20 protein-coding genes are annotated in these 20183 nt (G+C 36.1%); 9 read left to right on the forward strand and 11 right to left on the reverse strand.

All coding sequences use genetic code 11. The features are described 5' to 3' along the window. Positions 1–919 precede the first annotated feature (919 nt). Positions 920–1735 carry a hypothetical protein gene (locus NYE58_RS32525; RefSeq protein ID WP_038596902.1) on the forward strand — a complete coding sequence of 272 codons (816 nt, stop codon included), beginning with the start codon at positions 920–922 and terminating at the stop codon, positions 1733–1735. Positions 1736–1992: 257 nt separating this feature from the next. Then, positions 1993–2217: a hypothetical protein gene (locus NYE58_RS32530; protein ID WP_038596905.1), complete on the forward strand. Its 225-nt coding sequence runs from the start codon at positions 1993–1995 to the stop codon at positions 2215–2217. 232 nt (positions 2218–2449) lie between these two features. Here NYE58_RS32530 and NYE58_RS32535 read toward each other — a convergent pair whose 3' ends face one another. Both NYE58_RS32535 and NYE58_RS32540 read right to left on the reverse strand, forming a co-directional pair. After that, positions 2450–3436 carry a toll/interleukin-1 receptor domain-containing protein gene (locus NYE58_RS32535; protein WP_038596908.1) on the reverse strand — a complete coding sequence of 329 codons (987 nt, stop codon included), beginning with the start codon at positions 3434–3436 and terminating at the stop codon, positions 2450–2452. A gap of 227 nt (positions 3437–3663) precedes the next feature. Beyond that, a complete protein-coding gene (locus tag NYE58_RS32540; RefSeq protein ID WP_052092335.1) occupies positions 3664–4680 on the reverse strand; it encodes a toll/interleukin-1 receptor domain-containing protein in 1017 nt (338 codons plus the stop codon). Positions 4681–5056: 376 nt separating this feature from the next. On the opposite strand from NYE58_RS32540, the gene NYE58_RS32545 reads away from it, so the two are divergent. After that, the gene (locus NYE58_RS32545) at positions 5057–5356 is read left to right on the forward strand and encodes a hypothetical protein (RefSeq protein ID WP_038596911.1); all 300 of its coding nucleotides are present in this window, start codon (positions 5057–5059) and stop codon (positions 5354–5356) included. A 33-nt stretch (positions 5357–5389) separates the two neighbouring features. Further along, positions 5390–5599, forward strand: coding sequence for a hypothetical protein (locus tag NYE58_RS32550; RefSeq protein ID WP_038596914.1), 210 nt, complete (start codon positions 5390–5392; stop codon positions 5597–5599). A gap of 726 nt (positions 5600–6325) precedes the next feature. Here NYE58_RS32550 and NYE58_RS32555 read toward each other — a convergent pair. The 4 genes from NYE58_RS32555 to NYE58_RS32570 form a co-directional block, all read right to left on the reverse strand. Continuing rightward, a complete protein-coding gene (locus NYE58_RS32555; protein WP_038596923.1) occupies positions 6326–6835 on the reverse strand; it encodes a hypothetical protein in 510 nt (169 codons plus the stop codon). A gap of 33 nt (positions 6836–6868) precedes the next feature. Then, the gene (locus NYE58_RS32560) at positions 6869–7645 is read right to left on the reverse strand and encodes a hypothetical protein (RefSeq protein WP_038596925.1); all 777 of its coding nucleotides are present in this window, start codon (positions 7643–7645) and stop codon (positions 6869–6871) included. A 704-nt stretch (positions 7646–8349) separates the two neighbouring features. After that, a complete protein-coding gene (locus tag NYE58_RS32565) occupies positions 8350–8715 on the reverse strand; it encodes a hypothetical protein (protein WP_052092336.1) in 366 nt (121 codons plus the stop codon). Between the two features lie 4 nt (positions 8716–8719). After that, positions 8720–9220, reverse strand: coding sequence for a hypothetical protein (locus tag NYE58_RS32570; protein WP_339225716.1), 501 nt, complete (start codon positions 9218–9220; stop codon positions 8720–8722). A 970-nt stretch (positions 9221–10190) separates the two neighbouring features. Between NYE58_RS32570 and NYE58_RS32575 the strand changes: the two genes are divergently transcribed. Next, entirely contained in the window at positions 10191–10322 is a 132-nt protein-coding gene (locus tag NYE58_RS32575) for a hypothetical protein (RefSeq protein ID WP_341004000.1), read from the forward strand. A gap of 247 nt (positions 10323–10569) precedes the next feature. Further along, the gene (locus NYE58_RS32580; RefSeq protein ID WP_038596931.1) at positions 10570–10884 is read left to right on the forward strand and encodes a hypothetical protein; all 315 of its coding nucleotides are present in this window, start codon (positions 10570–10572) and stop codon (positions 10882–10884) included. A gap of 469 nt (positions 10885–11353) precedes the next feature. On the opposite strand, the gene NYE58_RS32585 is transcribed toward NYE58_RS32580, so the two are convergent. Then, entirely contained in the window at positions 11354–11719 is a 366-nt protein-coding gene (locus tag NYE58_RS32585) for a hypothetical protein (protein ID WP_341004001.1), read from the reverse strand. A 63-nt stretch (positions 11720–11782) separates the two neighbouring features. Between NYE58_RS32585 and NYE58_RS32590 the strand changes: the two genes are divergently transcribed. From NYE58_RS32590 to NYE58_RS32600, 3 genes are all read left to right on the forward strand, one after another. After that, positions 11783–12202 carry a GNAT family N-acetyltransferase gene (locus NYE58_RS32590; protein WP_341004002.1) on the forward strand — a complete coding sequence of 140 codons (420 nt, stop codon included), beginning with the start codon at positions 11783–11785 and terminating at the stop codon, positions 12200–12202. Positions 12203–12461: 259 nt separating this feature from the next. Further along, positions 12462–12767, forward strand: a complete 306-nt coding sequence (locus tag NYE58_RS32595; RefSeq protein ID WP_038596937.1) for a DUF3889 domain-containing protein — start codon at positions 12462–12464, stop codon at positions 12765–12767. Positions 12768–12949: 182 nt separating this feature from the next. Next, positions 12950–13486, forward strand: coding sequence for a hypothetical protein (locus tag NYE58_RS32600; protein WP_052092337.1), 537 nt, complete (start codon positions 12950–12952; stop codon positions 13484–13486). Positions 13487–14473: 987 nt separating this feature from the next. Here NYE58_RS32600 and NYE58_RS32605 read toward each other — a convergent pair. From NYE58_RS32605 to glmM, 4 genes are all read right to left on the reverse strand, one after another. Continuing rightward, a complete protein-coding gene (locus NYE58_RS32605; protein WP_076098449.1) occupies positions 14474–14971 on the reverse strand; it encodes a hypothetical protein in 498 nt (165 codons plus the stop codon). 698 nt (positions 14972–15669) lie between these two features. Then, the gene (locus NYE58_RS32610) at positions 15670–15870 is read right to left on the reverse strand and encodes a hypothetical protein (RefSeq protein WP_341004004.1); all 201 of its coding nucleotides are present in this window, start codon (positions 15868–15870) and stop codon (positions 15670–15672) included. Between the two features lie 478 nt (positions 15871–16348). Continuing rightward, positions 16349–18181 (reverse strand): glutamine--fructose-6-phosphate transaminase (isomerizing), encoded by a 1833-nt coding sequence (glmS, locus tag NYE58_RS32615; RefSeq protein WP_076129781.1) that lies wholly within the window; start codon positions 18179–18181, stop codon positions 16349–16351. Positions 18182–18821: 640 nt separating this feature from the next. Next, positions 18822–20162, reverse strand: coding sequence for a phosphoglucosamine mutase (glmM, locus tag NYE58_RS32620; protein WP_076129780.1), 1341 nt, complete (start codon positions 20160–20162; stop codon positions 18822–18824). Between the last annotated feature and the right edge of the window lie 21 nt (positions 20163–20183).

Below are 20183 nucleotides of genomic sequence, written 5' to 3' on the forward strand. Positions count from 1 at the left end.
TAATAAAACTAAGCGAAATATTTTCCCATTAATAATGTATCAAATTAACATGCGAAATACACTTAAAAATAATAATGAAAATCTTACTAATTAAATACTATCTGCTCTATAAAAAAATCCAGCGCATGTCGATGCTGAATTAAGATTTTAACTGTATGCAACTGATCATGCTTTAACAAATTATATTAGACTTATAACTCTGTCTGCTATTAATAGGATGCTCAAGCAAAATAACCATGAAAAAAGCAAATGATATCGCATTAGAAGAGTTCCAGGCTAATTATGCTGAAGAATTTAGTAATTACACTTTCGAGACCAATGAAGTCTATTCCTATAGTGAAACAGAGGTCAAATCGCTTGCTACAAAATCACCTTTCTCGATGATAAAGTAGTGCCTATAGCAGCTTATTTAATTTCTAAGAAGAATGGAGAAATTGTTAATCAATTCAAACGGTGAACAGTAATGATTAAGAGGCCTCTTTAAAATGGGCTCTTTCGTCAATCCAAAACCAAACCTAATGAACCCGACTTTCGTATGGCTCACTGTTCGCGTATAAGCCCTCTTATTTCCATTCCTCACAAACCCCTTTATGTATGAAAAAAGGTGCCCCTACAGAGCAAACAAGTAGACTTCCTTTTAACATATCTACTTCATAAATGAACATTTTTTTGTCAAATAAAGAGATTATTTTTTATGTCAATAAAAATAAAGTTGTAGGCTAATGACGACGATTATTTGTTAACTTATGGAAGGTTTAGTTTTAATATATGTAGTATTTGGAGCGAAAAAGAAGTTATCTGAATTGGTCCTTCCCCAGAAGTTTACTGCATTTGACTATCATTTAGGATAAACTAGAAAATAGTCGTTTAAATGGGCATGAGTTAACGCATACAATCAATCGAAATGAGTTGATGGATCTTGGGGGCATGGAAAGAATTTAAAGAAGGCTTCAATAACGCTGTTCAAACGTCAGGAAAACCAAAATCCATACCAAAAACTTCTACTAATCAAACACCAATCAATCAATCTGGGGAAGAACAAATGAAACAAGAGACAAAAGGTTGTTTTGGGTGTTTAGGTTTTATTGTGGTTATCATATTGATTGGTAGTATTTATTTCGCAGTCACAGATGATAATGAACCTAAGCAAGCGAGTCCCTTACCTGCTGTCAATGTAATTGAAATTCAGAATCCCACTAGAAGCAAACCATCAACTGAACCATCGCCGACGATTATTCCCGAAATTACAAGGAATTTAAGTGATATAGTTTGGAAAGAAGAATCGTATATTCAGAATCTAAAACAGACTGTTCCTCTAAAAAACGGCATAATAAGTGACACAAAGCTTCGTACTAACAAGTTTACAAAAAGTGAAAGCACCACGAAAATAAAGAACGGATTAATTCTAGAACTGGTTGTAGTGTCGGATACCCTTAATAAATCTACTCTAGATCAAATGGCTTATAACATTTTTAACAAGGTTCATTCCCAAAAAACAAGTGTCTCACTGACAAGTGTATTTATTACATTCTCTTTAAAAAGGGGAAACGAATCTTCTGAGTGGCAAAATTATATTTTGGGAATCAATTCAATTAACAAATATTTCAAGAATAACAACACAAGTCCCGATGGATTGTTTAATTGGATTGAGCAGAATTTTAAACTACCTGAAGGGGATTTTTTAGAAGAAGATAATTCGTGGACGACATTAAGTAGGAAGGCATCGCCCAAATAGATCCTTATTGTGATCGTCTTATCAATTTGTAACTATTTATTGACCTGACGGGGGATATTAGTTCAAGGGCAACAGCGGCGACTAAGGCCTGGGTAATAAAGTCTTGGTCGGCTCTTTTTCCTTTAATGATTTTTTTTTGAGTTTGACCTACTTTTAAATTATGGCATAATCCATTCCCCCTATAAATCAAATCATCAAGCCTTTTAAAGCAGGATTAAAATCCCCTTTTGTCGAACATAGGCACCAGGAGGGATTCAATGAAAATCAATTTATTTGGAGACGTAGATCTATGGGAGACTATAGGACCAATAATTTTAGGTGGGATTGCAGTTGCAGTTATTGGCCTTATGTGTTTTCTCATTATTCGGAGGATTGATAATGGATCAATACGTAATTTGGTGGGTATTTTATCGGTAATATTAATTGTTTCGGGATTCTTCGGGACAGTTTACTTTGGAAGTGCATTATGGGGGAGTCGCTGAAAAGTGGCTCTTTTTTGTATCTGAATTTAAAAGGTTCCACTGATCTAATCCATCTGTCCCACAATGTTATCTTTGAAGTTGGTACGCTCCTAGAACTCCTTAAGAAATAAAATCCTACGTATGGCTATGCTCAATGGATTGGGGCAAATGAAAATAAATAAATACAAAAACAAATAAATCGAACAAAAGAAATTTCCTTCTGTTCAATTTAAGTTGATAATTCAAATGTACGTTAATTCCGTAAAGAAGGCTCCAAATGTTGACTCCATATCCCTTCAGCAACTTGTCGAGGTGTAAGATTCTCCTGACTTCCATAGATACTAAAGCTCATTTTTAAGAATAATCGTTTTTCGCCGTCCTCATTACACACAAGCGATTCATTGTGTGCATTATCGCTATGACTATGTGAATGACCATAATAAAGAAATATCTGGTCATAACCACTCGTAAAAAATCTATCTCTCCATATTTTCATTGAAGCTTTTTGTTGTCCATTCACATATAAGTTAAAAATATTCTTTTTTTCGGTTATTTTATCATTTTCAAACTGAAAGTTTGGATTCTTCCCTTTTACCTTCGTAAGAATTTCTTCTAATGTTGCGACAATTTCATTATAGCTATCACGCATAAAATCGTTTCGATTTAATTCTGTATTTTTCCTCAAGTTGGGAATTTTCAAATTATCAAACCCAGTTTCCTTTTCAACCTTTTGGGCTATTGAAGTCCTCGGCTTCAAATCTGGTATTTCTCCAAGGGGTTCTACTGCAAGCCAGGGAACTCCTTGAATTCGATATACAAGTTTTTCTAGTGCCTCAGCGTATTCTTGGTTATCGGAAAAATCGATAACATTATATCCTTGCAAATGGAAGGGGAGTATTTTATTGAAGTCCCCTTGGCCTCTCCCTATAAAAATAAACTTGTCAGGGTTTCTTTTTAGAGTCTCCAAGGACAATAAGGTTTCAAAACCAACGCCCCCAGCTAGAGTATCTGCCTTTTGGGCATATTTCTCTGTAAGCACAAAAACAACAAAATCTCGGTCACGTATATTTTGGATCATCATCACATTCAAATTTGTGGTTTGCGTTTGTGTTATTGTTATATCTATTATAGCTTCAATACCTCTTTTTCTAAGATCCTGCATTAAATCGTACACCCATTGCTGGTGTTCAAGGCTATCCCAACTGTAACTTAAAAAAGCTGTCTTGTGCTCCGATCCCATTACAAGTGACCTCCCAGAGAATTATACTTTCTTCGAATATATAATCAGATGGTTAAAAAAAACGAGAATTTAAACCATTATCATATACCCACTCTTGATGTTCTAGGCTATCCTAACTATAACTTATTGAGGCTGATTTATGCTCCGATTTCATATAATTGAACCTCCAGTATAATATATACCGTATCTAGTATGTAATCTATAATTAGGATATTGAAATTCTAATTTTAGTAATGTAAAAATGGCAGTGCATAACTCTCCCATATCTCTTTAACTATTTGGCGAGTTGTAGGATTGTCATGAAGTTTCAAATTACTAATACCTTTCCTTAATAATAATTTCTTATCATTATCTTCTCCACATGAAAATGAATCGCTATATGCACTAACATTAGAAGAGTATTTGAAAGGCTGACCATTATTCAAACGTTCTTTATTAAAACGACAACGACAAACATGTATATTGTTAATCTTATTTTGTGAATTAATCCATATTTCTATAGATGTCTTATATTCACCACTTAGATATAAATGAAAGGTTCTTTTTTGTTCTATTATTTTTTCTATTATTGTACTAAAATTTGGATATTTCAATTTCACTTCATCAAGTAATTTTTCAAATATTAAAATGATTTCATTATAGTTTTGTTCTATAAAATAATTTTTCTCCGAATGTGTATTCCCTCTCAGATCGGGTATTTGAAAATCCGCAAATTTTATTTCTCTCTCATATTTTTTTTCAATCGTAGCCCCTAGATTCATTGCAGGAACAGCACTAAGAGGCTCTAATTTAAATAAGGGTATCTTATTTATGCGGTGCACTAGTTTATTGAACGCCTCATTGTATAGTCGGTCATCAGAAAAATCAATGATATGATATCCTCGTAGATGAAAGGGGAATATTTTATTAATATCGCCCTGACTTCTCCCAATAAAAATAAACTTATCGGGATTTGTCTTTAAAGTATCCAAGGACAATTTTGTTTCAAAACCTACGCCCCCTTCTAAGGCATCTGCCTTTTGGGCGTATTTCTCTGTAAGGACAAAAATAACAAAATCACGATCACGCAAATTTTGGACCATCATCACATTAAGGTTTATAGTGTGGTTTTGTGTTATCGTAATATCTATTTCAACGTCTATATTTTTTCTTCTGAGGTGTTGCATTAATTCGTATACCCATTTCTGGTGTTCAAGGCTATCCCAACTGTAACTTATAAAGGCTGATTTATGCTCCGATTCCATATAATAAGACCTCCAGAGTGATATTACATCAAGTATATAAGCTTGAGAATAAAGGGTAAACAATGAAAGTTAGGCTCTTAATGAGATAAGGCTCTTATCCCCCGACAAGGAATTGTCCGTAAGTGAATTGACATGATCCTCACTCATATCAATACAAGTTCGTTAATCGTGATTTGGTAATTATTTAGAATGGTTAGCGTCTATTACAGATCATGCAGAAATATAGGATTTGATACAAACGTTAATAACCAAGCTAATTGATACTTGAAAAAAGAAAACCAAAAGAATATAATAAGAATATAAAAAGAAAGTAAAAAGAAAGTAAAAAGAATATCTAAAGTAAGATCTAAGAAAATAAAAAAAGTGAAGTGATTTAATGATTATTATTAAAGTAAATGAAGTACCAAATTCAAAAGAATCCTTGAAGGCGCGCGTTCGCCGAGCCTGGAGAATGAATGTTGATCGCTTATACAATCAAGAAGAACTCGCTGCGGTGTATCGAGGTGAAATTCTTGAAGTTTACAAGATCATCAGTTACAAAAAAGATGAGCAAAGACCTGACCGAGTTGCTTTTGAACTTGAGGAAATCTCAAGCCAGCTAAAGGGGAAAAAAATAATCTATAAAACAGCTAATCCAGCAACAATCTTGGATGTAACAGATTTAGTATTTGTATAAACGAAAAATAAATAATAAAGAGGAGACATGTAAATGATGAGAGACGGACTTCTTTATTCGGATACGGAAAAGGCGATTTTGGATTGGGTGGCTTCCAAAGTGGAAACCGTGCAGGAGATGGAAAAAATCGCGCCATTGCTTGCAAACCTGATGCAACGCTCATCTGAAGGAGCTATTCAGAAGCAAATTGAGGATAGAAAACGAGAAGCTGGTCATAAAGAGTTCTTTTGGGCTAGAAAATAAAGCAAGGCATATGTGAACATTTATTGCTGCTGAAGGAATTATTATTATCCCCAAAAAATCATAAATATCATCAATTTTAGAACTTAAGAATGAGCGAGCTACTTTTAGTATGTTGGTATCCTTCACTAATTTTTCTCCTTCGTCCCTAATTTTCCTTCATTATATTTCTATATAGCATTTTAAACTTCTTCCAATATAATTACTAGAAAATATTATCATTGGGATATTACCGCGTGGCCAATGGCTTTTCGCCGCTGTTTTATAATTAGCACAGCAACACTGTTATATTGAAGAATATCCTTTTTAAAAATTTGTAAGTTTGTACGTAAATAATATCTGTTGATTCTTTGAATCGCTGTTGAGCTATAGCTATATATCATTCGATTTTTCTCACATAGATAATTCCCTATCCATATATACAGGGGTGCATTAACATTACACTTTAGTTCGGCGTCAATTGTGATGATTGAAAACTCTGCATTCGCTTTTTGATCGTTTCATAGCCTACTTTATTTAGTTGATTCATCACATACCCAAAACCGTTTTGTCATATCTTTATTGCATTTCTAACGGACTTCAGTTCGCGCATACGCCCTCGGCTTGCCCACCTTCAAAGACCTTATGTTATGAGAGAAAAAGGCTCTACAAAGCAAACAAGCACTTGGTAGCCACCAAGTGCTTGTTCTTTCAAAAGGTACTTTAAAACACTCAATTTTCGGTATAGAGCTATAGTATGAATTTCCTTACTTCGCGATATCTTTTATAAAAGTTTTCAGTTAAAAAGAGATCTAGTTTCTCTCCCTGCTCGCCTGATCTAGTCCCAATTGTAAATGCAGCCAACATGATAATACTGGTACTAATTAGTTTACTCGTCATATTTTCATCAAGGTGAACCTCCGAGTATCCCTTTGCTGCGATGTTTTTACGAACCACATTAATATCCCCTCGAAAACCAGGGGAATCTAATAAGTGAAAAAAGTGAGCCCTAACATTCGCTAATACTTCATATAGAGTTTCTTGTGAATATTCTCCCTTTTCAATTCTATTCCAAAACATGTTTAAGAACATATTCCAAATTTTTATGTACGCCACATTTATTTCTGCGGATTCAACACGAATTTCATCAGTTGATATAACTCTTAAAAAATCAAGAATTGATTTGCAATCTTCAAGTCTAAGATTTTGTTGTTGAATGTTCGGTATCGCTCTTTTTAAATAATCAAAAATTTCATCCATTTTACTTCCATCCTTTTATTTTTTTATTAGTGTTCAACCCCAAAGGGACCTACTGTACAACATTGTAGCTAACTCACGGTTGATAAATTGTGGATCATTTGAATGAAGTTGCTCTTTACATATTTTCCTTAAATAAAGTAAGCCCTCAACATATTGATTGCCTAACCCCGCTATATTTTCTAAAGCCCCTGAAAAAAATCCATAAAATTCCTGAAAGGACATATTTTCAAGTTCCTTAACACTTCCAAAACCATTTAATTTTTTATCGATAATACATTTATAAATGATTTCTTCTATATAACTCATAAATGAATCAAAAAAAATTTTATCTTTTTCAAACTCGTATGAAGTAAGATTTTGATTTCCAAGTGAACTATCAATTGATTGAGCATAATTAGGTTCTCGAAAAGTAGGGATTTGAAAAACTCGGTCAACAAATTTCTTGTAAAAATATGTAGATACCTGAAAAGCTTCGTATAAGCTTTGTTTAGCAAGATCAACAGAATTACTATTATTATTACTATTACTATTATGAATAGTTTTGTTTCCTCGTATTCTAATAGAATGAAGAAGTGTTAACACTTCATTGTCGAGATACCCTCCCCTCTCAAGTAGACTTAAATTCAGAAAAAGGCTATCTGATTTTTGCAAGTTTAAGTATTCAAAAATTATATTAACGATTTCTTCCCCTAGCTTCCGTAATTTATATAAACTAGTGTCTGCATCGTTAAAAATATTATGTTCAGCTAAATAACCCAACTCATACAATGACGGGTATGCATTTTTAATAAACGTAAAATTTGAAAACATAATTCCCCCCTTATTATTTCATCATTTTTTCTATGTCTTCAAGTATAAACAATATCATTATCTAAACAAGTAGAAATTTCATATTGGTTAAAAACCTGTTGAAGATTGTGAATACAATAATACTTTAGCTGAAACATCGGATAATTGTAATGGAAATCCAGGTCTGATTATACATGAGGCGCTCAGCCCTCATGACTTCGATAATCGCACTACGCATTTTGATGAATTGCTACCATTAGTATCGCGGAACTATAGGGGATGCAAAATTTAAACGTTGTGATTAACCAGCTTATCAAGAGGCGATATAATCCTAGACCGCTTTTGCGCTGTGAAGCGAGTTGACTATTGGAGTTACATTAATAAAGAAGGCATATTAATAGTACGTTATTACCTATTTCTTGGTGCACAATACTTTATAATGAAGAATATCCTTACGAACAAATTTTACGTTCGGACGCAATAATAACTATCGTTACTTTGAATCACTGATGATGAGCTAGAACTATGTATCATTTGATTTTTCTCACACATATGATTTCCTGACCATATGTTTACAGAACACCTATTAACATTGCGTTTTTTAATTCGACGTCTGTTGTAATGAATAGGTTAGTCATAAACAATTAAGATTTAGCTCCGTTTCTAAATCAAAATAAAAGCACCCTATTTTGGGTGCAATAAGAACTTTGTGTATTTAAATTGCCCTATGGCATTTCTTTCAGTTTTTTTTCTATAGTCTGAGCATCTATCAAAGCACTCTTTGACCACTTATCAATTTGCTTCAATGTATCTCTATAATCAGCTTCGACTCTTTTTCTTTTTAAACGATCACCCATATCCGCAATTTCACGCCCTCCATGACCCAATATCTCAAATGCTTTCCATATTGAACCATGTGTATCTTTTGCACTTCTCGTATCAGGTGACATACTTTTGTCTTCTAAATATATTGATGCTTTTTTATAAACACTATAATATGCACGGCTGACTGCTGCCCTTTTATTTTCTTCCCCTGATTCTTCAATCAATTTCTCGGCTAACCTCAAATATCTCAACCAGTCAAATGACATTTTATCATAGCTCCAAATCGATTATTATTTTACCTTGGGCAGCTTCTTTTTTGTAAAGCCAATAGTTTCTTACAAATTCATGTAATATTATCATGTCCTCTTCAATCGCTCGGCTTGAATAAATCAAAAAAAACAACTGTTCTTCTCCAGTTTCATAGTCCTCACGAAGTTCCAGTTTGTATGATGTATCGCCGAAATATTTTCTCGCCTCTGCATTTATATCAGTTATTAAATCATTTAGATATTCATGGTTTTCTAAGAATCGCACAATTTCTATAGGATTCTCCAAGTTAATGTCTTTTAACGTGGAGTCAGGTGTATAACTAGCTAATTTTAATAAATACTCTCCAATTCCCAGCAGTTCTTCCTGACTTATTACGGATATGTTTATTCTAGGCATGGCTAATAAAAAATTACTAATGATCTTAGCCAACTCTTTTGCTGTATCTGGACGTAATTCATGAACCACATTTTCAATTACATTTTGCTTTTCTTCATTTGTCATCATGTAAATCACCTCTACACCCCCAGTATAGCATATGCATTTCATTTACAACAATTGCATTTAATACATTATTATCCTTTTGTCATTCAAAAAATATACAGTGGAACATGATCCACTTAACTGTTAAAACTACCTATACACTAAATCCATTTCCTAAACTTGAATTGCCTTTTAAAGTTCTTCTCTAATACAACAACCTTCGTGTATTCTTCCAGCTCCTAATAATCAAATACCTCAATTGTAACTATGCCAATCTAAAAATTCACAATCAACATTTTCACATGTCAGGAGCAATCTGACTATTGTTATTGAAGAACGACCTTCCGAACAATTTGTACGTTCGGACGCAAATAATAACTATCGTTATTTTGAATCGCCGATAAGCTGTAGCTGCTTATCTTTTGGTTTTTCTCACAGATGAGTCCTCATCCATATGTCTACAGGGGCATCGATTCGACGTCGGTTGTGATGATTCGTTTAGTCATACTATCCCCTTATTTTAATAAGCTCTCCTCGCGTATAAGCACTTCTACTTCCCCCATTAAAAACATTTATGTATACCTCATTCTCAGTCTAAAAACCGAAAAAAAATTCATTTTTATATTTCCAAAATGAATCATATGTTCGTTAGTCAATTATTGTTTCCATATTTCATCTATCCCCATTTTGCGGATAAATCCATGGGAACATGTGTACTTTCCGTTAATATTCTGTGGACAAGCTGTTAATAGAAAAACATGTTTACAAACACAATATATTGGGTTATTCTTTATTCGCAAGCACAATATACAGAAATGGAGGTGTCCATAATGGCAAAACCTAGTTCTCAAAAAACTTCAAGTCCTAAGATGTCGACTGTCGCTTCGAAAGCTCTACAAACCAAACAAACAAGTAAATTAACCAAGTCTTTAGCTGCCAGCGTCCTCTCCCAATCCAAATAATGTTAAATGCCAAATCAAGGAGTGATTCTATGAGCAAAACATTCAAAATTAGAGTCGACGGATTGAAGTCACAAACCAAAAATGATCTAAAAAGGTTTGAACGCGAAATCTCACGTGAAGTAAACAAGCAATTTGATAAATTAATCAAAAGAATAAAGTAAGCATCATAACCTACATTTCTCCTCCTTCAGATGCGGGTACATCTGAAGGAGAACTCTTAACTCCCAGGTAACACCAACTAATTAATTCTCGGTCTTTTACTGTCGAGTTAATTCCCTCTCGAATCACATACGCCTTATCTCCAAGAGTGGTTCTTTATCATATATCCATACTCTTCTTTTCGAAAATAACCATAGCTTCTACACATAAGGTTTATCATACAAAAATAATTGTAAAGGTGTGATCCAGATGGTAAAAATAACTGGCTTTAAAGAATTAAACAGCAGATTGAAAGAAATAAGTAAAGGTGCTCAGGAACTTGGTGTTCAAAATCAAATGTCCTTTGAGGAGCTCTTCCCAGATTCCTTTATTCAGAAACATACCCCGTCTGAAAATATTTCTGCCTTTCTAGAAGGCGTTGGTGTTAAAAAGAAAGAAGATTTCGAGGCACTACCTCAGGAAGAATTAGAGAGCTATGTTCGTTCTACGACGAAATTTACGACTTTTCATGAAATGTCCCAGGCTGCTCTTGCTGAAGTGGTATATAAAAAATTAGGCTTTTAGTTTTACAGTTAGACAAGCCCCTGCATAGAAGCAAGGGCTTGTCTACTTAATAGTGACCTTACCTTAGACAATATAATAATGGATCATAATGTGGTCCATCCTCTAGACATTAATGAATAGCATTGCACTTGATTTACATATAGAAATAATGAACAAGAATAAAATAGAAGTGGCAGTTGAAAATATTCATCACGCTTTCTAGGAGGGCGAGTGTTTCATGCAAAAGGCAATCATGGTTCATTTTTTTAACGATAAAAGTTTCAAAAGAAAATAAAGTATTAGACTAGCGGTAGCTTCATTAAGTTAACGGGCAGGATACTTCCAATATGTGTTAATATAAGCTTGTTATAGAGTGGAAAATTGAAAAAGTGGACTAAGGAGTGCCTCTCATGACATCAGTCACACAAAGAATTGCACAAATCAAGCAACCTCCATTCAAACGAACTGCACTTATCTTCTTCAAAAGCTTCTATTCAACGAACCAATCGTCTTCTAAATGAATATTTATTGAATCAATATCACTTTTTACCTTTTTGATTATTGTTGGTCTTGAAGGCCACAAATTAATTTGATTTTGAATATAATTCCCTACCCCCATAGCAAATTGCAAATGAACTTTTCTCTCACTTCTTTCCTTTTCCGTAACAGTACAAGAATCTCCATAACTGATTATTGGAATCTCAAGTAGAGTTTCCTCTCTACTTTTAATTTCCACCTTATAGATTATAATGGGGAACTCATCAATATCGGCCGACACTTCAACTTTTGCTATCAATTCAATCATTTCACAGTTTTTCACTACCTCAAATGGCAATGTATAATTAAGCACATACACAAACAACACCTCCCTTTATGATATTAGTTATATAACATTTTTTTCCTTTGGGAGGATTCTAATATGATATTAAACCCTGGTTTAGAGGTGCATATCAATAATGTCAAACAAAATTTAAGTAAAATTCTAGACAATAATTTGGAGATAAAAATTAATGTCTATGATTCTGCACACCAATATATATTTTATTACGGTGGTTCAATTGAGATAGACATTTGGCTACATGAAGCTACTAATAAGCTGCATTATGCTTCTTATACAACGCTAACTGTGCCTACTCTATTCATTTCTATTATTAGGATCACTCCATCTAGGCAGGGTCTTGGCTCTACGGTTCTTAATGAATTTATAAACTTTTCTAAAGTTATTGGTATTGGACGTATATCGGCAGTCGCGGAGAATTCATTTTCTGAAAACTTCTTTAAAAAGAACGGTTTTATCAAGCAAAATGTGAATAATGTTTATTCAATAGAAATTTTATAAAAAGGAGTAGAATTACAAATGATACATGTACCATCAAGCTTAACTTTTTCACTTTCAGGGATAAGTAAATGGCTCGATTGAGCAGTTATGATAGGGATAACCAATGTCCGTGAGTAAGGTATTGAAAGAACTATAGAGCTATGACAATAGACTGCCGAAAAAAACAGCAGACTATTCCGCTAACGGGCAGGTTTGTTTAAGAATACATTTGGATAAAGTGGGAGATATTACTGGAAACTTCTCCAGATGGGCGGTTATTATGAAAAAATTACTGATATCGTTATTGGCTATACTTATCTTTTCAACTATTTCAGTAGAGGCTGCGCCTGAATATGCAAAATGGGGTAAAATTGCAGTAGAGGAAACACAAAAACGATACAACGCAGACATAATTGATTATAAGCACATCGGTCGTACTGAACTAGCACCAAAAAAGTCTGAAGAGAAATTCAAACTATGGATTAGAAACAAAGCAGGTAACGAGTTTGGGGTCTTTGTATCAATCCAATTTGACCCATCAACTGATACAATCCAATCGATTCAGTTTTCTGAAACTAATCGTTAGAATTAATAAATCTCTCTATTTTCGTTAACGGGACACTATAGCTCAATAACACCACAACGAAGCTGCCGACATGAATCGGCAGCTTCGTTGTGCTAACGGACAAAATTGCTAAACAAATCCTCCGATGATAAAGACACCATTCTTGGGCAACCCTACACGAATAAACGCATTCGGGGGTGTTAATGGTGGTTCTGAAAAAGCTGGTCTTAATTTTGTTCTTAACAACAATATCGTTGTTAAATCCTATAATAGCTTTTGCAAATATTAGATTGGATCAATTAAAAAGTGCAACGGATTTTAAGCTGTTTACCCCATATTACTCCTTAACGAGTTGGAAGCTTGAAATCAAGGAACCGTATCCTCTTGATACTGACCGACTAATTACGAAGGTTAGACTCCATTACTTCGATAAATCGGGAAGAACGTATATGTTTGGGATAGAACAGCATAAAGCAATAGAATACAAAAGCAAGCGATCTGAAACAATAATCGATGTTCGTAGTAAAACAAGTGAGACCAGAGTTATAGAAGAGAATTTTAAATTTAATACGAGTGGTGAAATTGTTAAATTGAACGGAATTGAAGCTAGATTTGATCATGGAACACTAGGGGGATGTTTGCGGTGGTTGCAAGATGGTACTTACATTGAGATGGATAGCTTTCGATTGTCTAGGAAGCAGATGGTTTTATTGGCGAAATCGATGATTGAATTGAACTAACGGGTAACGCTAGCTTAACCTAAAACGAAGGCAGGCAGTCATCAGGACCGCTTCCTTTGTTTACTACATTCAAGTTTTCGGAAAAAATCTAACTAGTTTACAGCCAAGTTCTTCCTTGTTAATTATTCCTGATTCGATTATAATTCTACTGGAGTGGTAAATTTCTAGAGCGCAATCAAGAACTTGACTGAGAACAGCATTTAATCCTACAAACCTTTAGAGACTACTTATACTTCAGAAACTACTTATACCTTCAGAAACTACTTATACCTTTAGAAACTACTTATACCTTCAGAAATTACTTATACCTTCAGAAACTACCTATACTTTAGAAATTACTTATACCTTCAGAAACTACCTATACTTTAGAAATTACTTATACTCCAGAAATTCCCTATACCTTCAGAAATTACTTATACTTCAGAAACTACTTATACTTCAGAAACTACTTATACTTCAGAAACTACCTATACCTTTAGAATCTACGTATACCATTAGAATCACTACTTGTGAATGTAATTATAACTCTTGAATTATCTTGTGAACCTATATCCTATAAGAACATAAATATTTGCTGATTCTAGAAATGGTTCTTGTTTCCTCCAGTTGCCACTCCAATAAACTCTTGGAGGAAAACACATGAAAAAGTTTTATAGAACTTTCAAATATATGGCTAGTAAACCTATTTATTGGGTTAAGTTCACTACCCGTCTTATTATCGGTGTTCTCATAGCTGTCATCAGAAGGTTTATTCTTGATTATCTGTAAAAAAGGGGCTCAGCCCCTTTTTTTGTTGAGCTTATGCTGAAAAACTTTCACTAAAGTCAAAGGGTCACTTAGATACACATTATATAAAATAAAGTATTAGACTGGCAGTGCTACATTAAGCTAACGTGCAGGTTAGTTGAACAAGATAAGTGGAGTTTTATCTCGCATTTGACGTAAACTGTAAACTAAAAGGGCACCGAAGTGCCCAATATGCATCTATTATTTTGCTGGTGTGAAAGTAAAGGTTTCTTTGTATTTTCTATCATGGGATTCGTTATTTGAAGGTTTTCCGTACCAACTAATCTCGATTTGAAGTTCCTTTGAATCAACAGAAATAGGGAAATTAGAAAAGTCGACTATCTCGCCATGTTTAAAAATTTTGTGATGATCGTCTGAAATGCTTAATCCGAACTTTGTTTGGGTATTTGGTTCATCTCTATAGGAGTTAAACACTACATTTTCTAAGCCAACCCCGATATTGGTGATGATAATGTTGTACATTTCACTTTCATTTTTACGAGGTTTTGACATCTTAGAGTCATATTTCTCAACTTTCTTGATTTCAACTTTCCACTGATCAGATTGTTTTGATGCAGGTGTTTTGAAGAGATCATTTGATGCTACGGCAGCATATGGAGAAATTCCAAATGCTAAAAAACAAAAAGCAAAGAAAATTATTAGTTTTTTCAGAATTGTTGCCCCCTGTGAAATAATCAAATTTTGATTAGTATCTCTTTAAGAAGAAAAAATATTCTATTGCGCAGTACGAAGATATTGTGTAATAAGAGAAAGCGTGCTTATTCTAATGGAGAACATTAGTTTAATGGAAACAACGGGGACCAAGACTTAAGCAGGAAGTTCATGGTCACCGCTTCTTCTTTTGATAAACAAACCCAACTAAGCTTAATAAAGATCATCTTTTCGGTCGATCTGTACGTTCGAACGCAAATAATAATTGTCATTACTTTGAATCGCCGATGAGCTGTAGCTGCTTATCATTTGATTTTCCTCACACAGATGATCTCCCATCCATATGTCTACAGACGCGCCGAATAACATTGCACTTTTTCAACATTATTGCATTTATAAAACGTGTCCCACTTGTTCCAAGTGTAAGAAATCAATAACTAAGTGAGTAAAAATAGAATACTAAGGTGAGGTTTGGATATATTCGGCGCACTATCGTTAATCATTTTTCCCAAATCGTTAATTGATACCATATTCTTTTATTAAAATCATCATACAAAAGGAGAGGCTAATAAAAGGCCTCTCCTTTTGTGTTATTAAAATCATTTTTTAGATAATGTACGTTGAACTGCATCTTAGATAAATGGTCATCATTACGTAACGAAGGATTTTTGTAACAATCGCGATCAGACATTGGTAATAAAATCTTGCTCGCCGCTTTTTCTTTCTTATTGAAGAATATCCTTCCGAAAAATTTGTACGTTCGTACGCAAATAATAACTATCGTTACTTCGAATCACCGATGAGTTGTAACTGCTTATCATTAAATTTTTCTCACATTGATGATTCCCCATCCATATGTATACAGGAGTGCCCATTAACATTAGACTTTTTAGTTCGGCGTCGGTTGTGATGATTCGTTTAGTCATACTATACCCTCCATTTCTAATGGCCTCCGTTTCGCGTTTAAGCCCTCATAATTTAAAAATTCTTAATGCATGAACAAATAGTCGCCTACGGAGCAAATCAATGGGCCTACCTCTAAGTTCCATGACTTCCCTACATAGCCTTTCTTGATGTTCGAGATCAGAGTCAAAATTCGTTGCTTTTATCATTGTCAACTTTAATTTTATAGTTTCGGATGATTTATATTTGCCTTTCAGGATTTTCATTGGCAACTATATTTAATTTAGTCAAGCCCGTTTTTATAAGAAAGGGACTCTCCATTATACAAATAGAGAGCCCCTTTGCGAACTTTTTAGTCAGATGCATGGTTGTAGTGAAATCTAACGTCTATACTTCCCGCAATTTTTTCACACTTCCCACTTTTATTTAGCACTTCCCATATTTCTTTAACGCTTCCCACTTCTATTTAACGAAATCAACTGTACTTTTACATCACCAATTCTACTCCACAGTAACACTCTTCGCCAAGTTACGTGGTTTATCCACATCATGACCCAGCGCAAGAGAAGCATAATAGGACAATAATTGCAGAGGCACTACGGACAAAGCTGCTGTCAGCATTGGAAGTGTTTTAGGAATCACGAACACTTGATCAACTGATCTAAGCAGGTCAGTTAAATGCTCTTGGTGAGTGATTGCCAGCACATCTGCGCCGCGAGCTTTCACTTCTTTGATGTTGCTGACGGTCTTCTCAAGTACAGCTTCCTGAGTTGCCAGGGCAATAACTGGAACGCCTTCTTCGATCAGAGCCAATGTACCGTGTTTCAATTCACCTGCAGCATAAGCTTCGGAGTGAATATAAGAAATTTCTTTCAGCTTCAAGGATCCTTCTTGAGCAACAGCGTAGTCTACGCCACGGCCGATGAAGAACAAGTTTTTGTGCTCAGAAATTTGTTCAGCATAACCTTTGATCGCTTCTTTTTGAGCTAGGATCTCTTCGACTTGCTCTGGTAGAGATTGCATAGCTGCAAGAATCTTAGTAACTTGTGCTTCGGTTTGTGTACCACGAACTTCAGCCAAGTAAAGAGCAAACAATCCAAATGCGATCAATTGTGAAGTGTAAGCTTTGGTCGAAGCTACTGCAATTTCCGGACCCGCCAAGGTTACCAACACATCGTTTGCTTCCCGAGCAATAGAGCTGCCCACTACGTTAGTGATCGCCAATACGTGTGCCCCGTTAGCTTGCGCTTCACGCAGAGCTGCCAAAGTATCTGCAGTCTCACCGGATTGGCTGACTACGATAACCAAAGTTTCTGGAGTCACGATTGGTGAACGGTAACGATATTCCGAAGCGATATCATTTTCAACTGGAATACGAACCAAAGATTCGATCATAGTACGTCCTACCACACCTGCGTTGTATGCCGTTCCGCAAGCAACGACTTGAATGTTACGAATGTTCTTGATTTGTTCTTCAGTCATGTTCAGTTCAGGCAATACAACCTTGTTACCTTCGGCATTGATACGACCACGCATGGTGTCGCGGTAAGCCTTAGGTTGCTCGTGTATTTCTTTCAGCATGAAATGCTCGTAGCCGCCTTTTTCTGCGGTAACTGCATCCCAATCGACAGTAATCATTTCCCGAGAAATAAAGTTGCCTTCAATCGTCATCAATTCGACAGCATCTCTTGTCAGCACAGCCATTTCGCCGTCGTTCAAAATATATACGTTACGGGTATATTCAAGCAGTGCAGGAATATCTGACCCGATAAAATTCTCTCCTTCGCCAAGACCGATAATGAGCGGGCTAGCTTGACGCACAGCCACCAGTTTATCTGGCTCATATTCAGTCAGGACACCTAATGCAAACGCACCACGCATGAACGTAATCGCTTTTTGTACAGCCTTCACGATATCTCCGTCATATTCGCGAGCAATCAGATGTGAAATAACTTCTGTATCGGTTTCAGAGACAAAGTGGCATCCGCCAGCGATCAGCTCTTCTTTCAGATCCAGATAGTTTTCGACAATACCGTTATGAACTACCGAGAACTTCATGCTGTTATCCGTATGTGGATGTGAATTCTCATCGGATGGTTTACCGTGAGTCGCCCAGCGTGTGTGTCCGATACCCGCGCTACCTGCCAGCGGGCTGTCTTCGAGCTTCGACTGCAGATTCGCCAAACGGCCTTGAGCTTTCACTACTTGCAGTCCTTCTTGGGTAAATACAGCAATACCAGCGGAATCATATCCACGATATTCCAATTTCTTCAAACCCTCAACCAAGATCCCCTGCGAATTCTGATTACCAATATATCCTACAATACCACACATTATAATTTCCCCCGTCCGAGTTATCGTAATGTGGCGGCATAAGGAAAGAAACGTGCCGTGCGGCATGTTTTTGAGAAAAAGCAAATATTCTGTTGTATTTTAGGATCAACAAAATAAACTGTCACTTACATTCTAATGTTCATGAAATGCACAGCCTTCTCCTCTGCCGTGGCAGAAATAACGTGTTTCCTTCTGATGCGCGCACACATGAATAATATAATTTGTTGCACCCATGAAAACGTTGTGTGAAAGGTCGCCCTTTCATTTTCCGTATCCATTTACGGCTCTGGTGCATCACCGGGAGGTCCCCGCCGAACATTTCGAACACCTCCACCTCGTCAGCTTACGTCTGCCGTGATCCGTTCAAGCCATAGCCTACATAACAAGTAAGCAGCTTTCCCTTCTCCCCCGCGCTAGACCAAGCTCTGGCGCTTGCTATTGCTAACCTCACAATCCCCGCTTTCCTTCTAGAATGACACTTAATCTATTATATGCACCTTGTAGTACTTTGGCAATGGCGCATCAACCTAAATTTTACAAAAGCAGTTCAAACGATCCAATCCTAAAATAAAATAACACTGGTGCAACGAGTTCGAATCGCTCCCGCACACTGCACCAGCCTTATAGTTAGGGTAATGGATTATACCAATTCGCGTTGAACTACTTCCACAATTTGATTCACATAAAGATCTAGATCTGACTTATCTGGTCCCTCTGCCATAACGCGGATTAGAGATTCCGTACCTGACGGACGTACAAGCACACGGCCATTGTCACCTAGCTTACCTTCCACTTCAGCGATAGCCGCTTCTATAGCCGGGTTATTAGGGTAGTTAGTCTTATCCTGTACACGAACATTAACCAGCACCTGCGGGTATTTAGTCATCATACTCTTAACTTCGCTAAGCTGTTTGCCTGTAGCCTTAAGCGTATCTACCAGCTGAATAGCTGTAAGAATACCATCACCAGTTGTATTGTAATCCAGGAAAATAACATGTCCAGACTGTTCTCCGCCTAGATTAAAGCCCCCACGACGCATTTCTTCCATAACATAACGATCCCCTACAGCTGTCTTAGCAGTATTCAGGGATAATTTCTCGGTAGCTTTATAGAATCCGATGTTACTCATAACGGTTGATACAATCGTGCTATCCTTCAGCTTACCTGCACGGTTCATGGCATCACCACAAATACAAAGGATAAAGTCGCCATCGACTTCATCACCGTTATTATCAATAGCGATCAGGCGGTCAGCATCTCCGTCAAAAGCAAGTCCCAAATCGGCTCCATGACGCAAGACTTCTTCACGCAAAGTCTCTGGATGTGTCGAACCAAATCCATCATTAATATTCAATCCATCTGGCTCAGCCCCGATAGAAATAACCTCAGCGCCAAGCTCTCTGAACAGTCTTGGAGCAAGCTCATACGCTGCGCCATGCGCACAGTCCAGTACAACCTTGATTCCCTTAAAGTCCTGAGAAATGGTAGTTTTCAAATACTCCAGATAAAGATACTTAGCATCATTATCTACGGTAACCATACCTAAACCCGAACCGATAGGACGTGGCAATTCATCTACCTCAGCATCCATAAGCTCTTCAATGCGCAGTTCAGTTTCATCTGTAAGCTTGAAGCCATCCCCACCAAAGAACTTAATGCCGTTATCCTCTACAGGATTGTGAGAAGCTGAAATCATGACGCCTGCGTCTGCTTTTAACAATCTCGTAATATAAGCAACAGCAGGGGTACTCACTACGCCTATACGGATTACATCGGCTCCAATAGACAATAAGCCCGCTATCAGCGCGGATTCCAATAAAGGACCGGAAATACGTGTATCCATTCCGATAACAACCTTCGGTTTATCCAAGTTACCCGCTAGTACATATCCTCCACAACGGCCAATACTATAAGCCATTTCTGCAGTCAATTCACGGTTTGCTACTCCCCGCACACCGTCAGTTCCAAAATACTTCCCCATTATTTTTCTCCTTTGAATACG

This window comes from Paenibacillus sp. FSL L8-0708 (assembly GCF_038009325.1).
GTDB classification, from domain to species: domain Bacteria; phylum Bacillota; class Bacilli; order Paenibacillales; family Paenibacillaceae; genus Paenibacillus_AQ; species Paenibacillus_AQ odorifer.

Coding starts and splice junctions, on each gene's coding strand:
- NYE58_RS32530 (WP_038596905.1), top strand. CDS start 1,993: ATGAAAATCAATTTATTTGGAGACGTAGATCTATGGGAGACTATAGGA.
- NYE58_RS32535 (WP_038596908.1), bottom strand. CDS start 3,436: ATGGGATCGGAGCACAAGACAGCTTTTTTAAGTTACAGTTGGGATAGC.
- NYE58_RS32540 (WP_052092335.1), bottom strand. CDS start 4,680: ATGGAATCGGAGCATAAATCAGCCTTTATAAGTTACAGTTGGGATAGC.
- NYE58_RS32545 (WP_038596911.1), top strand. CDS start 5,057: ATGATTATTATTAAAGTAAATGAAGTACCAAATTCAAAAGAATCCTTG.
- NYE58_RS32550 (WP_038596914.1), top strand. CDS start 5,390: ATGATGAGAGACGGACTTCTTTATTCGGATACGGAAAAGGCGATTTTG.
- NYE58_RS32555 (WP_038596923.1), bottom strand. CDS start 6,835: ATGGATGAAATTTTTGATTATTTAAAAAGAGCGATACCGAACATTCAA.
- NYE58_RS32560 (WP_038596925.1), bottom strand. CDS start 7,645: ATGTTTTCAAATTTTACGTTTATTAAAAATGCATACCCGTCATTGTAT.
- NYE58_RS32565 (WP_052092336.1), bottom strand. CDS start 8,715: ATGTCATTTGACTGGTTGAGATATTTGAGGTTAGCCGAGAAATTGATT.
- NYE58_RS32570 (WP_339225716.1), bottom strand. CDS start 9,220: ATGACAAATGAAGAAAAGCAAAATGTAATTGAAAATGTGGTTCATGAA.
- NYE58_RS32575 (WP_341004000.1), top strand. CDS start 10,191: ATGAGCAAAACATTCAAAATTAGAGTCGACGGATTGAAGTCACAAACC.
- NYE58_RS32580 (WP_038596931.1), top strand. CDS start 10,570: ATGGTAAAAATAACTGGCTTTAAAGAATTAAACAGCAGATTGAAAGAA.
- NYE58_RS32590 (WP_341004002.1), top strand. CDS start 11,783: ATGATATTAAACCCTGGTTTAGAGGTGCATATCAATAATGTCAAACAA.
- NYE58_RS32595 (WP_038596937.1), top strand. CDS start 12,462: ATGAAAAAATTACTGATATCGTTATTGGCTATACTTATCTTTTCAACT.
- NYE58_RS32600 (WP_052092337.1), top strand. CDS start 12,950: ATGGTGGTTCTGAAAAAGCTGGTCTTAATTTTGTTCTTAACAACAATA.
- NYE58_RS32610 (WP_341004004.1), bottom strand. CDS start 15,870: ATGACTAAACGAATCATCACAACCGACGCCGAACTAAAAAGTCTAATG.
- glmS (WP_076129781.1), bottom strand. CDS start 18,181: ATGTGTGGTATTGTAGGATATATTGGTAATCAGAATTCGCAGGGGATC.
- glmM (WP_076129780.1), bottom strand. CDS start 20,162: ATGGGGAAGTATTTTGGAACTGACGGTGTGCGGGGAGTAGCAAACCGT.